This is a genomic window from Streptomyces sp. Je 1-369, from assembly GCF_026810505.1.
GTDB lineage: Bacteria > Actinomycetota > Actinomycetes > Streptomycetales > Streptomycetaceae > Streptomyces.
On sequence record NZ_CP101750.1, the window covers coordinates 1473714 to 1488407 of the forward strand.

The window sequence follows — 14694 nt, forward strand, 5'->3', positions numbered from 1 at the left end:
CGCCGACCCCCCGCAACCTCATGCCCCCGCCCGACGACGCCCATGCGTCCGCCCGTCACTGGGAGGACGACCGAGCGTAGTCAGGCCGCTTCGCAGGTCGCAAGGCGTCCACGACGATCTTCTCCGAGCGTTCCACGGTGACCGTGGCCTGCTCCTTCTCCAGAGTCTGCACCACACCTCCCGGGATGTTCAGCGCAGGTTCCAGATCCTGCGGCTTGCCGATCACCTTGAAGAGGTACGGCTCGCCGACCTTGTGGCCGTCCACCCGGACGCCACCGCCGTCGGCGTCCGACAAATACGTGTCGGCGACGACGCGCACGTCGTTGATCTGGATCGCCTCCGCGCCGGCGGCGCGCAGCTCCTGAATGGCGTCGAGCAGCATGTCCGCCTCGATCGCCCCCTTCGTGTCCTCGATGGTCAGCTGGATGCCGGGCCCCTGGGCCGCCACCGTGCCTGCCAGGATGCCGAGTTGCCGCTCCCGCTCGACCGTCTGCTTGCGGGCCTCTTCTGCCTGGTCCGAGCTGTTCTCAAGCCCGGTCCGCTGCTCTTCGAGGCGCCGCTTCTCCTCTTCCAGACGCTCAGTTCGGTCATCCAGTTCATCGAGGATGCGTACGAGATCTTCTTGCCGTGCGCCACGGAGCGCGCTGCTGTCGTTGTTGGACCGCACCTGGATGGCCAGGCCGAGGCCGAGCACGAACAGCAGCAGGGCGACGATGAGTTGGGGCCGGGTCACACGGGGCGGCCACAGGCCCTGAGCCAGCCGCTGACGGCCGGTGAGCTGCGGTTTCCCCGCGGGCGTCGCAGTGCCCCGCTGCGTGGCCCCCTGCGGTTCGGACGCGGGCGTCTCGGGCGCGGGCGTGCCCGGCGCGGTGTGGACCTCTTCGGGGAGTTCCTTGCGCCGGTTGTAGCCGGGGCTCTCGTCGGCACTCATCGGCGTCACGCCCTGAAGATGTGCCGACGGATCGCCGCGGCGTTGGAGAAGATCCGGATGCCGAGGACGACCACCACACCGGTGGAGAGCTGTGCGCCCACGCCCAGCTTGTCGCCCAGGAACACGATGAGGGCCGCCACCACCACGTTCGACAGGAACGAGACCACGAACACCTTGTCGTCGAAGATGCCGTCGAGCATGGCCCGCAACCCTCCGAACACGGCGTCGAGAGCCGCGACCACGGCGATCGGCAGGTACGGCTCGACCACCGCCGGAACCTCGGGCCGAACCAACAATCCGGCCACGACTCCCACGACGAGGCCCAGTACGGCGATCACGATGTGCCCTTTCCTGCCTTCGGCTCTGCTGTTCGTACGGTCACGCTCGGCGCTGCCGGCAGCCGGAGTTCGTCCGACACCGAGATGCTGGCGTCGATGCCGAAGTTCTCCCGCAGAGCATGCAGGTACTGACCGTCGCGGCTGTTCTGGAACCGGGTGCTCAAGCGTTTGCCGTCACCCACCGCGAGCACCGTATACGGCGGCACCAGCGGCCGGTTGTCGACCAGTATCGCGTCACCCGCGGCCCTGATCGCCGACAGCGCGGTGAGACGCTGGTCGTTGATGGAAATCGCTTCGGCGCCCGACTGCCACAGGCCGTTGACGACACGTTGCATGTCCCGGTCACGTACACGTCCCGTGTCGGAGAATCCGGTGCTCTCGCGCGGGCCGCCACCGCCCTGGTCGGCTTGCTTCTTGTCGTCCACGACGAGCTTCACGCCGGGTCCGTGCACTTCCGTGGCACCGGAGAGGAGCCCCACCAACTCGCCCTGGCTGCCGCCGTGCTTCTTCAGCGCGGCTTCCTGCCGCTCGCCCACGTCGTCGCGGAGTTCGTCCACGTCGTCCTCGAGCGCGTCGGCACCCGCCGTCGCCTCTTCGACGCGGTCGATGAGCTCCTCGCGCTCCTTGGCCACTACAGGTGCCTCTATGCGCGCCTGGGCGGCGCCCACGGTGACCACCAGCGCAGCCAGCACCAGACCGGCCGCGAGCCCGAGTTTGGCCCGCAGCGGGCGCGGGACACCACTGTCCCCGCTGGCCTTCTTGCGGGCCGCCGCCTCCGCGTATCCCTCGTCCAGACTGTGGTCCATGACGGTGGTGAGCAGCGACATGGAGGCGTCCGGGCGCCGGGGGCGCGAGGGGGTGCTCCGAACGGGGGGCTGCTGCGGCATGCCGCACATCGTCGCACGTCGCGGGCGTTACCTCCGAATGGCCCCACCGGCGCGCCGGGCAGCACCTGTTGCGGCTGCTGCCCGGCGTCCGGGAAGGTCAGCGACCGGCGCCGTCCACCACCGTGGACCACTCGTCGAGCAGCGCCTGTGCGGACGCGTCGTCGGGCCCCTCGGCCCACAGGTGCGTGACGGCCTCGGCCGGGTCGGGCAGCACAAGCACCCAACGCCCGTCGGCCTCCACGACCCGCACACCGTCGGTGGTGTCCACGGACCGGTCACCCGCGGCCTCGACCACACGCCGCATCACGAGTCCCTTGACCGCCCACGGCGTCGCGAGATCACGCTTCAGCACGTGTGCCCGCGGGATCCGCGCGTCGATCTGGCTCAGCGTGAGCTGTGTCCGCGCGACCAGCCCGACGAGCCGCACAAATGCGGCAGTTCCGTCGAAGACACCGCTGAACTCGGGCACGATGAAGCCGCCGCGCCCGTCACCGCCGAAGATGGTCGAGTCGCCCCGGCCCACCCTCGTCAGATCGTCGGGCGACGTGGTCGTCCAGTCCACCTGCGTGCCGTGGTACGCGGCGACCTGCTCGGCGATTCGTGTCGTGGTCACCGGCAGCGCCACCCGCCCGCTGCGCCGCTCGGCGGCCACCAGGTCGAGCATGACCAGCAGGGCCCGGTCGTCCTCGACGATCCGCCCCTTCTCGTCCACGAGCGAAAGTCGCTCGCCGACCGGGTCGAACCGCACGCCGAAGGCGGCCCGTGCGGACGCCACGATCTCCCCGAGCCGCACGAGCCCGGACCTGCGCGCGTCGGCCGTCTCGGTGGGCCGCGACTCGTCGAGCCCCGGGTTGATCGTCAGCGCGTCCACCCCGAGCTTCCCGAGAAGGCTCGGCAGTACGAGTCCCGAGCTTCCGTTGGACGCGTCGACGACGACCTTCAGCCCCGACTCGGCGACTCCCGTGGTGTCCACGTTGCGCAGCAGCGATCCGGTGTACGAGTCGAAGACGCTGGAGGGGAAGTGCAGGTCGCCGATCTCGCCAGGGAAGGCCCGCCGGTACTCCTGGCGTGCGTAGACCCGGTCGAGCTTGCGCTGGCTCCCCTGTGACAGGTCGGCCCCGTTCCCGTCGAAGAACATGATGTCGACGGAGTCCGGCACACCGGGCGTCGTCCGGATCATGATCCCGCCGGCACTGCCCCGCGCCGTCTGCTGCCGCGCGACCGGTAGCGGCACGTTCTCCAGGTCCCGTACGTCGATGGCGCTGGCCTGCAGCGCCGAGATCACCGCACGCTTCAGCGCCCGCGCACCACGCGAGTGGTCACGCGCGGTGGTGACGGTGGAGCCCTTCTTCAGGGTCGTCGCGTACGCCCCCGCGAGGCGCACGGCGAGCTCGGGCGTGATCTCCACGTTCAGGATTCCGGAGACTCCGCGCGCGCCGAACAGGTGCGCCTGGCCGCGGGACTCCCAGATGACCGACGTGTTGACGAACGCGCCGGCCTCGATCGTCTTGAACGGATACACCCTGACGTTGCCCTGAACGATCGATTCCTCACCGACCAGGCATTCGTCACCGATGACCGCGCCGTCCTCGATTCTGGCGGCTCGCATGATGTCGGTGTTCTTGCCGACGACACAGCCCCGGAGGTTGCTGTGGGGCCCGATGTAGACGTTGTCGTGCACGACGGCCTTGTGCAGGAACGCGCCGCTCTTCACGACGACGTTGGAGCCCACGACGGTGTGCTCGCGGATCTCGGCGTCCGCTTCGATCTTCGCGTAGTCACCGACGTACAGCGGACCGCGCAGCACGGCGTCGGGGTGCACTTCGGCCCCCTCGGCCACCCAGACACCGGGTGAGATCTCGAAGCCGTCGAGTTCGACGTCGACCTTGCCCTCGAGCACGTCGGCTTGCGCCTTGACGTAGCTCTCGTGCGTGCCGACGTCCTCCCAGTAGCCCTCGGCGACATAGCCGTAGACCGGCTTGCCTTCCTTCATGAGCTGCGGGAAGACGTCCCCGGACCAGTCGACCGGCACGTCGGGGTCGACGTAGTCGAATACCTCGGGCTCCATCACGTAGATGCCCGTGTTCACCGTGTCGGAGAAGACCTGTCCCCAGGTCGGCTTCTCGAGGAAGCGCTCGACCTTGCCCTCTTCGTCGACGATGGTGATGCCGAATTCCAGCGGGTTGGGTACGCGCGTGAGACACACGGTGACGAGCGCGCCCTTTTCCTTGTGAAAGGAGATGAGCTCGCTGAGGTCGAAATCGGTGAGCGCGTCACCGGAGATCACGAGGAAGGCGTCGTCCTTCAGCGCTTCCTCGGCGTTCTTCACGCTGCCCGCGGTGCCGAGCGGTTTTTCCTCGTTGGCATAGGTGAGCTCCATTCCCAGCTCTTCGCCGTCGCCGAAGTAGTTCTTGACGAGCGACGCCAAGAACTGCACTGTCACTACGGTCTCGGTGAGCCCATGCCTCTTCAGCAGACGCAGCACGTGCTCCATGATCGGCCTGTTGGCCACGGGAAGGAGCGGCTTGGGCATGCTCGAGGTCATGGGGCGAAGGCGGGTGCCCTCACCGCCGGCCATCACGACGGCCTTCATGTCGGAAACGTCCTCCTTATTAGACGACGAACCAGCCGACACAGCTCACCGGGATGGGCGCACCATCAATGCTCGGATGAGAGCCTTCGAGCCTCTACGGCCGCCATAACGGCGAGCTCAATCGGCTGGCTTGTCCACCTTGACAAGTCGGCGGACCTGGACCACATAGAGGATCCCTGCCCACCAGTACAGACTTGTACCCCAACCTGCGAACGCCCATCCGAAAATAGCAGCGAGTGTGGCAAGCGGACCGCTTCCATCACTGAGGAGCAGTAGTGGAAAGGCGTACATCAGGTTGAAGGTGGCGGCCTTGCCTAGGAAGTTCACCTGCGGCGGCGGATAGCCGTGCCGCCTGAGGATCCCGACCATCACCAGGAGGACCAGCTCACGCAGCAGCAACGCCGCGGTCAGCCAGAGCGGGAGAATCTCCCGCCAGGTCAGTCCGACCAGGGTGGAGAGGATATAGAGCCGGTCGGCCGCGGGGTCGAGGAGCCGGCCCAGGTTGCTGATCTGGTTCCAGCGACGCGCGAGCTTGCCGTCGAGGTAGTCACTGACTCCGCTCAGCGCCAGGACCAGCAGCGCCCATCCGTCGCTGTTGGGTCCTCCGAACTCGGGCCTGAGGATCAACCACAGGAAGAGGGGAACGCCGGCGAGGCGCGCCATGCTGAGGATGTTCGGGATGGTGAGGACACGGTCCGTCTGGACACGCGTCTCCTGGACCTCCACCCGGGGGCCTCCTGTGGGGAAAAGAGCCAATGATGCCTCCTGACCCTACCCTCAGTGGCCCCTCGCGGGTGCAGAGGGGTGACGCTGAGTGCAGAGGACTGAGGTGACAGGACTCCGGAAAACAAAAAAGCCGTGGTCCCTGGAATTAAATCCAGAGACCACGGCTATAAGAAAAGTTCGGCGGCGTCCTACTCTCCCACAGGGTCCCCCCTGCAGTACCATCGGCGCTGTGAGGCTTAGCTTCCGGGTTCGGAATGTAACCGGGCGTTTCCCTCACGCTATGACCACCGAAACACTATGAAACTGTCAACCGCACCATGCGTGACCATGCATGGGGTTGTTCGTGGTTTCAGAACCAACACAGTGGACGCGAGCAACTGAGGACAAGCCCTCGGCCTATTAGTACCAGTCACCTCCACCCGTTACCGGGCTTCCAGATCTGGCCTATCAACCCAGTCGTCTACTGGGAGCCTTAACCCCTCAAAGGGGGTGGGAATACTCATCTCGAAGCAGGCTTCCCGCTTAGATGCTTTCAGCGGTTATCCTTTCCGAACGTAGCCAACCAGCCATGCCCTTGGCAGGACAACTGGCACACCAGAGGTTCGTCCGTCCCGGTCCTCTCGTACTAGGGACAGCCCTTCTCAATATTCCTACGCGCACAGAGGATAGGGACCGAACTGTCTCACGACGTTCTAAACCCAGCTCGCGTACCGCTTTAATGGGCGAACAGCCCAACCCTTGGGACCGACTCCAGCCCCAGGATGCGACGAGCCGACATCGAGGTGCCAAACCATCCCGTCGATATGGACTCTTGGGGAAGATCAGCCTGTTATCCCCGGGGTACCTTTTATCCGTTGAGCGACGGCGCTTCCACAAGCCACCGCCGGATCACTAGTCCCGACTTTCGTCCCTGCTCGACCCGTCGGTCTCACAGTCAAGCTCCCTTGTGCACTTACACTCAACACCTGATTACCAACCAGGCTGAGGGAACCTTTGGGCGCCTCCGTTACTCTTTGGGAGGCAACCGCCCCAGTTAAACTACCCATCAGACACTGTCCCTGATCCGGATCACGGACCGAGGTTAGACATCCAGCACGACCAGAGTGGTATTTCAACGTTGACTCCACGAACACTGGCGTGCCCGCTTCAAAGTCTCCCACCTATCCTACACAAGCCGAACCGAACACCAATATCAAACTGTAGTAAAGGTCCCGGGGTCTTTCCGTCCTTCTGCGCGAAACGAGCATCTTTACTCGTAGTGCAATTTCACCGGGCCTATGGTTGAGACAGTCGAGAAGTCGTTACGCCATTCGTGCAGGTCGGAACTTACCCGACAAGGAATTTCGCTACCTTAGGATGGTTATAGTTACCACCGCCGTTTACTGGCGCTTAAGTTCTCAGCTTCGCACGCCCGAAAGCGCACTAACCGGTCCCCTTAACGTTCCAGCACCGGGCAGGCGTCAGTCCGTATACATCGCCTTACGGCTTCGCACGGACCTGTGTTTTTAGTAAACAGTCGCTTCTCGCTGGTCTCTGCGGCCACCCCCAGCTCACGGAGTAAATCCGATCACCAGTGATGGCCCCCCTTCTCCCGAAGTTACGGGGGCATTTTGCCGAGTTCCTTAACCATAGTTCACCCGAACGCCTCGGTATTCTCTACCTGACCACCTGAGTCGGTTTAGGGTACGGGCCGCCATGAAACTCGCTAGAGGCTTTTCTCGACAGCATAGGATCATCCACTTCACCACAATCGGCTCGGCATCAGGTCTCACCCTCATGTCATCCGGATTTACCTGGATAACGGGCTACACCCTTACCCCGGGACAACCACCGCCCGGGCTGGACTACCTTCCTGCGTCACCCCATCACTCACCTACTACCACCTTGGGTCGGCGGCTCCACCACTTCCCTTTGCCCGAAGGCTCCAGGACGGCTTCACGGCCTTAGCATTAATGGGCTCGATGTTTGACGCTTCACAGCGGGTACCGGAATATCAACCGGTTATCCATCGACTACGCCTGTCGGCCTCGCCTTAGGTCCCGACTTACCCTGGGCAGATCAGCTTGACCCAGGAACCCTTAGTCAATCGGCGCACACGTTTCTCACGTATGTATCGCTACTCATGCCTGCATTCTCACTCGTGAACCGTCCACCACTGCCTTCCGGCGCGGCTTCACCCGGCACACGACGCTCCCCTACCCATCCCAGCACCCGTTGGGGCTTATTGCTGGAATGACACGACTTCGGCGGTACGCTTGAGCCCCGCTACATTGTCGGCGCGGAATCACTAGACCAGTGAGCTATTACGCACTCTTTCAAGGGTGGCTGCTTCTAAGCCAACCTCCTGGTTGTCTCTGCGACTCCACATCCTTTCCCACTTAGCGTACGCTTAGGGGCCTTAGTCGATGCTCTGGGCTGTTTCCCTCTCGACCATGGAGCTTATCCCCCACAGTCTCACTGCCGTGCTCTCACTTACCGGCATTCGGAGTTTGGCTAAGGTCAGTAACCCGGTAGGGCCCATCGCCTATCCAGTGCTCTACCTCCGGCAAGAAACACACGACGCTGCACCTAAATGCATTTCGGGGAGAACCAGCTATCACGGAGTTTGATTGGCCTTTCACCCCTAACCACAGGTCATCCCCCAGGTTTTCAACCCTGGTGGGTTCGGTCCTCCACGACCTCTTACAGCCGCTTCAACCTGCCCATGGCTAGATCACTCCGCTTCGGGTCTTGAGCGCGCTACTAAATCGCCCTATTCGGACTCGCTTTCGCTACGGCTTCCCCACACGGGTTAACCTCGCAACACACCGCAAACTCGCAGGCTCATTCTTCAAAAGGCACGCAGTCACGAGATATGTGCAAGCACATATCCGACGCTCCCACGGCTTGTAGGCACACGGTTTCAGGTACTATTTCACTCCGCTCCCGCGGTACTTTTCACCATTCCCTCACGGTACTATCCGCTATCGGTCACCAGGGAATATTTAGGCTTAACGGGTGGTCCCGCCAGATTCACACGGGATTTCTCGGGCCCCGTGCTACTTGGGTGTCTCTCAAACGAGCCGCTAATGTTTCGACTACGGGGGTCTTACCCTCTACGCCGGACCTTTCGCATGTCCTTCGTCTACATCAACGGTTTCTGACTCGTCTCACAGCCGGCAGACTGTAAAAGAGAGATCCCACAACCCCGTATGCGCAACCCCTGCCGGGTATCACACGCATACGGTTTGGCCTCATCCGGTTTCGCTCGCCACTACTCCCGGAATCACGGTTGTTTTCTCTTCCTGCGGGTACTGAGATGTTTCACTTCCCCGCGTTCCCTCCACACTGCCTATGTGTTCAGCAGCGGGTGACAGCCCATGACGACTGCCGGGTTTCCCCATTCGGAAACCCCCGGATCAAAGCCTGGTTGACGACTCCCCGGGGACTATCGTGGCCTCCCACGTCCTTCATCGGTTCCTGGTGCCAAGGCATCCACCGTGCGCCCTTAAAAACTTGGCCACAGATGCTCGCGTCCACTGTGCAGTTCTCAAACAACGACCAACCACCCATCACCCCGGACCAGTAGCCCGAGTGCACTGGGGTCGGCATTGAGGTCGGGACAAACCCGTACCCTCAGATACCCAACAGCGTGCCCGACCCGTCCCTGTCCGGAGATCGTGCTTTCCACACTCTTACGAGCAGTACTTGCAGCCTCCGGCCCAGATTCAGGCCGAATAGTCAACGTTCCACCCATGAGCAACCAGCATCAGACAGTCGCTGATGTACTGGCCTCTGACCGAGCGGACTCGGTAAGAAGTGCTCCTTAGAAAGGAGGTGATCCAGCCGCACCTTCCGGTACGGCTACCTTGTTACGACTTCGTCCCAATCGCCAGTCCCACCTTCGACAGCTCCCTCCCACAAGGGGTTGGGCCACCGGCTTCGGGTGTTACCGACTTTCGTGACGTGACGGGCGGTGTGTACAAGGCCCGGGAACGTATTCACCGCAGCAATGCTGATCTGCGATTACTAGCAACTCCGACTTCATGGGGTCGAGTTGCAGACCCCAATCCGAACTGAGACAGGCTTTTTGAGATTCGCTCCGCCTCGCGGCTTCGCAGCTCATTGTACCTGCCATTGTAGCACGTGTGCAGCCCAAGACATAAGGGGCATGATGACTTGACGTCGTCCCCACCTTCCTCCGAGTTGACCCCGGCGGTCTCCCGTGAGTCCCCAGCACCACAAGGGCCTGCTGGCAACACGGGACAAGGGTTGCGCTCGTTGCGGGACTTAACCCAACATCTCACGACACGAGCTGACGACAGCCATGCACCACCTGTATACCGACCACAAGGGGGGCACCATCTCTGATGCTTTCCGGTATATGTCAAGCCTTGGTAAGGTTCTTCGCGTTGCGTCGAATTAAGCCACATGCTCCGCTGCTTGTGCGGGCCCCCGTCAATTCCTTTGAGTTTTAGCCTTGCGGCCGTACTCCCCAGGCGGGGAACTTAATGCGTTAGCTGCGGCACCGACGACGTGGAATGTCGCCAACACCTAGTTCCCACCGTTTACGGCGTGGACTACCAGGGTATCTAATCCTGTTCGCTCCCCACGCTTTCGCTCCTCAGCGTCAGTAATGGCCCAGAGATCCGCCTTCGCCACCGGTGTTCCTCCTGATATCTGCGCATTTCACCGCTACACCAGGAATTCCGATCTCCCCTACCACACTCTAGCTAGCCCGTATCGACTGCAGACTCGGGGTTAAGCCCCGAGCTTTCACAATCGACGTGACAAGCCGCCTACGAGCTCTTTACGCCCAATAATTCCGGACAACGCTTGCGCCCTACGTATTACCGCGGCTGCTGGCACGTAGTTAGCCGGCGCTTCTTCTGCAGGTACCGTCACTTTCGCTTCTTCCCTGCTGAAAGAGGTTTACAACCCGAAGGCCGTCATCCCTCACGCGGCGTCGCTGCATCAGGCTTTCGCCCATTGTGCAATATTCCCCACTGCTGCCTCCCGTAGGAGTCTGGGCCGTGTCTCAGTCCCAGTGTGGCCGGTCGCCCTCTCAGGCCGGCTACCCGTCGTCGCCTTGGTGAGCTTCTACCTCACCAACAAGCTGATAGGCCGCGGGCTCATCCTTCACCGCCGGAGCTTTTAACCCTCTCCCATGCGAGAGTAGGTGTTATCCGGTATTAGACCCCGTTTCCAGGGCTTGTCCCAGAGTGAAGGGCAGATTGCCCACGTGTTACTCACCCGTTCGCCACTAATCCACCCCGAAAGGCTTCATCGTTCGACTTGCATGTGTTAAGCACGCCGCCAGCGTTCGTCCTGAGCCAGGATCAAACTCTCCGTGAATGTGTACCGGTAATCCGGTGACACAGCACGAGAGCGGAACGGTCGGGAGGAATAATCCCGGCCGTTCACAGCGTCCTCGCTGTGTTTTTTCAAAGGAACCTCGTCCCAGCCGATTGGCCGGAGACGGGGTTATCAACATATCTGGCGTTGACTTTTGGCACGCTGTTGAGTTCTCAAGGAACGGACGCTTCCTTTGTACTCACCCTCTCGGGCTTTCCTCCGGGCGCTTCCCTTCGGTGTTTCTTTTGTTCTTGCTGTTCTTGCGTTTCCGACTCTATCAGACTCTTTCGTGTCCGACTTCCTCGGTGCCTTTCCGGTTCCCGCTCCGGCCTTTCGGCTTTCGCGTTTCCCTTTCCGGCGGTTCCGACTTTATCAGGTCTTATTCGACTCTCTGACCACGGTCACCGCAGACATGCGGAACCGGACCCAGGGATAGGATCTGACGTGAAGGTTGCCGCCGGGACCGGACGCTTGTCTGCGTCCCACGGCCCTAGGCAGGAGTACGACTCTACATCGGGCTCCGGGCGGGCGCAAATCGCTTGTGCACTGCCTCTACTCCCGCCAACCGGGACCACTCATGCGGAACCGGGACTTCTTATGACTTACCCTTCTGAACAGTGCGTCGTCCAGGACAGGTAGTGACGGCGGCTATGAATCTCCACCCCCTGGGAGGCTTGCCATGACCAGTGTTTCGTCCCCGCTTGCAGGACGTGCCATTGGGCTCTCCGCAGTACCGGATCCCGTGTTCTCAGGCGCCATGGTCGGGCCCGGCACGGCTATTGATCCCGCGCGTGAGCCCTCTGAGGCCGTCTCTCCCGTGGACGGCATCGTCGTCTCTCTTCATCCCCACGCCTTCGTGGTGGTCGACGACCAGGGTCACGGCGTGCTGACGCACCTCGGTATCGACACCGTCCAGCTCAACGGCGAGGGCTTCGAGCTCCTCGTCAACAAGGGTGACACCGTGCAGCGCGGCCAGGCCGTCGTGCGCTGGGACCCGTCGGCCGTCGAGGCCGCCGGCAAGTCCCCGGTGTGCCCCATCGTGGCCCTCGAGGCCACCGCCGAGTCCCTCTCCGACCTCATCGAGGACGGCGAAGTGAAGGCCGGCGACGCTCTCTTCAGCTGGAAGTGACGTCATCGCCGTCGCTGACGGCACGCAGGACAACCACCGCGACGGCTGGGCCCGTCGCACTACCGGAGACGGGTGAAATGGAGACAACGCTGCGAGGCGTCGGCGTCAGCCACGGTGTGGCGGTCGGCGAGGTTCGGCACATGGGCACGGCGGTTCTCGAGCCGCCGGCGAAGCAGATTCCCGCGGAGGAGGCCGGGCGCGAACAGGGGCGTGCTCGCCAGGCCGTGGAAGCTGTGGCGGCCGACCTGAATGCGCGCGGCAATCTGGCCGGTGGCGAGGCCCAGGCGGTGCTCGAGGCGCAGGCCATGATCGCTCAGGACCCGGAGCTCATGTCCGACGTCGACCGGCGCATCACCGTCGGCAGCACGGCCGAGCGCGCTGTCTACGACGCGTTCTCCCACTACCGCGAACTGCTGGCCGGTGCCGGTGAGTACATGGCCGGTCGAGTGGCGGACCTCGACGACGTGCGCAACCGCATCGTCGCGCGGCTGCTGGGCGTTCCGATGCCGGGTGTGCCGGACAGCGACCAGCCCTACGTACTGATCGCGCGTGACCTCGCGCCCGCGGACACCGCGCTGCTCGACCCTGCTCTGGTGCTCGGTTTCGTCACCGAAGAGGGTGGGCCGACCAGCCACAGTGCGATCCTCGCGCGTGCGCTCGGTGTACCGGCCGTGGTCGCGCTGCCGGGCGCCGGCGAGCTCGCCGAGGGCACGGTCGTGGCCGTGGACGGCAGCACCGGAGAGATCTTCGTGGACCCGAGTGCGGAGAAGCGGGAGCAGCTCGAGGCCGCCGCTGCCGCGCGCAAGGCCGCGCTGGCCGCGTCGTCCGGTCCCGGTGCGACGTCCGACGGGCACAAGGTGCCGCTGCTCGCCAACGTCGGCGGTCCCGCCGACGTGCCGGCCGCCGTCGAGGCGGGGGCCGAGGGTGTCGGTCTGTTCCGTACCGAGTTCCTGTTCCTTGACGACAGCACGAAGGCGCCGTCGGAGGAGAAGCAGGTCGAGGCGTACCGCAAGGTGCTGGAGGCCTTCCCCGAGGGCCGTGTCGTCGTGCGTGTGCTGGATGCCGGTGCCGACAAGCCGCTGGACTTCCTGACGCCGGCCGACGAGCCCAACCCGGCGCTCGGTGTGCGCGGGCTGCGCTCGCTGCTCGACCACCCCGAGGTGCTGCGGACGCAGCTGACCGCGCTGGCCAAGGCCGTCGAGGGGCTGCCCGTCTACCTCGAGGTCATGGCGCCGATGGTGGCGGACCGTGCTGACGCCAAGGCGTTCGCGGACGCGTGCCGTGAGGCGGGGCTGCAGGCGAAGTTCGGTGCGATGGTCGAGATTCCGTCGGCCGCGCTGCGGGCGCGCTCGATCCTTCAGGAGGTCGAGTTCCTCTCGCTGGGCACCAATGACCTCGCTCAGTACGCCTTCGCCGCCGACCGGCAGGTAGGCGCGGTGTCCCGGCTGCAGGACCCGTGGCAGCCCGCGCTGCTCGACCTGGTCGCGCTGTCGGCGGAAGCGGCGAGCGCCGAGGGCAAGAGCTGTGGCGTGTGTGGCGAGGCGGCTTCCGACCCGCTGCTCGCGTGTGTGCTGACCGGTCTGGGTGTCACCTCCCTGTCGATGGGTGCGGCGTCCATTCCTTACGTGCGTGCGACGCTCGGCAAGTACACGCTGGCGCAGTGCGAGCGTGCCGCGTCGGCGGCGCGTGCCGCGGACAGTGCGGAAGAGGCTCGTAAGGCCGCGCAGGCGGTGCTGTCGGGCGAGTAGCCGACGACTGCTTGGTTTCGAGGGCCGCCCCGCCGTTCGGTGGGGCGGCCCTCGTGCGTTCAGTGCGTGTGTCCCCTTTCGGGATCGTCGGCTTCGAGGCTGGGTGCGGCGCAGTAGTCGACGCCGGATTCGGGGGCGACGAGTTCGCCCGTGATGGCGTCGGTGCAGTAGGCGTCGAAGACCTCGGCCGCGGTGAGGGGTTGGAGTCGGCTGCCGTTCATGCGCCAGCCGTGGACGCGGTCGCGGGTCCCGTCGGCGCTGGAGCGCAGCACCATGCCGGCTGCGCGGTGGGTGGCGATGCCGACGGCGAGGACCGTCGCGAATTCCAGGGCCTCGGTGTGGTCGAGCAGGGCGCGGCCTTCGCTGTCCACCTCGACGTGGAGTGCGGCGAGGAGGGTTTCGGGGTCGGAGGGCACGCTGCACACGAGGTGGCGGGTGCCGGGGTGGGTGGTGTCGAGGGCCTGGGTGATGAGTGCGGAGGCCCGGTTGAAGGCAGCCTGTCCGATGTCCTCGCCGCAGGTTTCGCAGGTGCCCGCGCGGGCGAGCACAACGGTCGCGTACTCCCAGGTGGCTCGGCGGACCGCCTCGTCGACGAGGTCGGGGACGAGGTCGGCGAGGGGCTGCCCCTCGTAAGGAACGGTGGGGCCGCCCGATGCCAGTGCCGCGGTGAAGCGGCTGCGGCTGTCCGAGGTGTCGGGGTTGAGGCCGGTCTCCGCGCAGTACTCCCGGTACTCCTCGGGGTCAAAGAGCGCGATGGTGGTGTGGCGGCCCTGGGAGGCGAGGGTTCTGAGGAGGCCTTCGACCTGCTGGAGATAGGTCTCGTGGTCGTCGAAGGTGAAGGTCCGGTAGCGGCGCATGGCCGCGAAGTCCTCCTCGTCGGCCAGCAGGCCGATGGTTCCGGTGACTTCGCGGCGCAGTGCGCGTCGCATCGTGTCGTTTCGGGTGTGCGCCATGATTCCCCCTGCACTCGGTCGATCAATGCTCACTCACAGTAACGAGGGGCACTGA

8 protein-coding genes and 3 rRNA genes are annotated in these 14694 nt (G+C 64.1%); 2 read left to right on the forward strand and 9 right to left on the reverse strand.

Annotated features, from left to right (window positions below; all coding sequences use genetic code 11):
• Nucleotides 1-55: 55 nt before the first annotated feature.
• The 8 genes from NOO62_RS06750 to NOO62_RS06785 form a co-directional block, all read right to left on the reverse strand.
• Nucleotides 56-931, reverse strand: a complete 876-nt coding sequence (locus NOO62_RS06750; RefSeq protein WP_268775496.1) for a DUF881 domain-containing protein — start codon at nt 929-931, stop codon at nt 56-58.
• A 5-nt stretch (nt 932-936) separates the two neighbouring features.
• The gene (locus tag NOO62_RS06755) at nt 937-1269 is read right to left on the reverse strand and encodes a small basic family protein (protein ID WP_030794354.1); all 333 of its coding nucleotides are present in this window, start codon (nt 1267-1269) and stop codon (nt 937-939) included.
• Complete coding sequence (locus NOO62_RS06760; RefSeq protein ID WP_268769998.1) at nt 1266-2165, reverse strand: DUF881 domain-containing protein; 900 nt, start codon at nt 2163-2165, stop codon at nt 1266-1268. The genes NOO62_RS06755 and NOO62_RS06760 overlap by 4 nt, the downstream gene beginning before the upstream one ends.
• Before the next feature lie 88 nt (nt 2166-2253).
• Nucleotides 2254-4749: a mannose-1-phosphate guanyltransferase gene (locus tag NOO62_RS06765; protein WP_268769999.1), complete on the reverse strand. Its 2496-nt coding sequence runs from the start codon at nt 4747-4749 to the stop codon at nt 2254-2256.
• Between the two features lie 117 nt (nt 4750-4866).
• Complete coding sequence (locus NOO62_RS06770) at nt 4867-5475, reverse strand: CDP-alcohol phosphatidyltransferase family protein (RefSeq protein ID WP_150182665.1); 609 nt, start codon at nt 5473-5475, stop codon at nt 4867-4869.
• Between the two features lie 175 nt (nt 5476-5650).
• Nucleotides 5651-5767: ribosomal RNA gene (gene rrf / locus NOO62_RS06775) — 5S ribosomal RNA — on the reverse strand.
• Nucleotides 5768-5854: 87 nt separating this feature from the next.
• Nucleotides 5855-8976 (reverse strand): 23S ribosomal RNA (locus NOO62_RS06780).
• 308 nt (nt 8977-9284) lie between these two features.
• A 16S ribosomal RNA gene (locus NOO62_RS06785) occupies nt 9285-10809 on the reverse strand.
• The 16S, 23S and 5S rRNA genes sit together here, the layout of an rRNA operon.
• Nucleotides 10810-11488: 679 nt before the next feature.
• On the opposite strand from NOO62_RS06785, the gene NOO62_RS06790 reads away from it, so the two are divergent.
• Nucleotides 11489-11938, forward strand: a complete 450-nt coding sequence (locus NOO62_RS06790; protein ID WP_268770000.1) for a PTS glucose transporter subunit IIA — start codon at nt 11489-11491, stop codon at nt 11936-11938.
• A 77-nt stretch (nt 11939-12015) separates the two neighbouring features.
• Nucleotides 12016-13686: a phosphoenolpyruvate--protein phosphotransferase gene (gene ptsP / locus NOO62_RS06795; protein WP_268770001.1), complete on the forward strand. Its 1671-nt coding sequence runs from the start codon at nt 12016-12018 to the stop codon at nt 13684-13686.
• Between the two features lie 59 nt (nt 13687-13745).
• Here the strand turns inward: ptsP and NOO62_RS06800 are convergent, their stop codons facing one another.
• The gene (locus NOO62_RS06800) at nt 13746-14639 is read right to left on the reverse strand and encodes a hypothetical protein (protein ID WP_268770002.1); all 894 of its coding nucleotides are present in this window, start codon (nt 14637-14639) and stop codon (nt 13746-13748) included.
• Nucleotides 14640-14694: the final 55 nt, after the last annotated feature.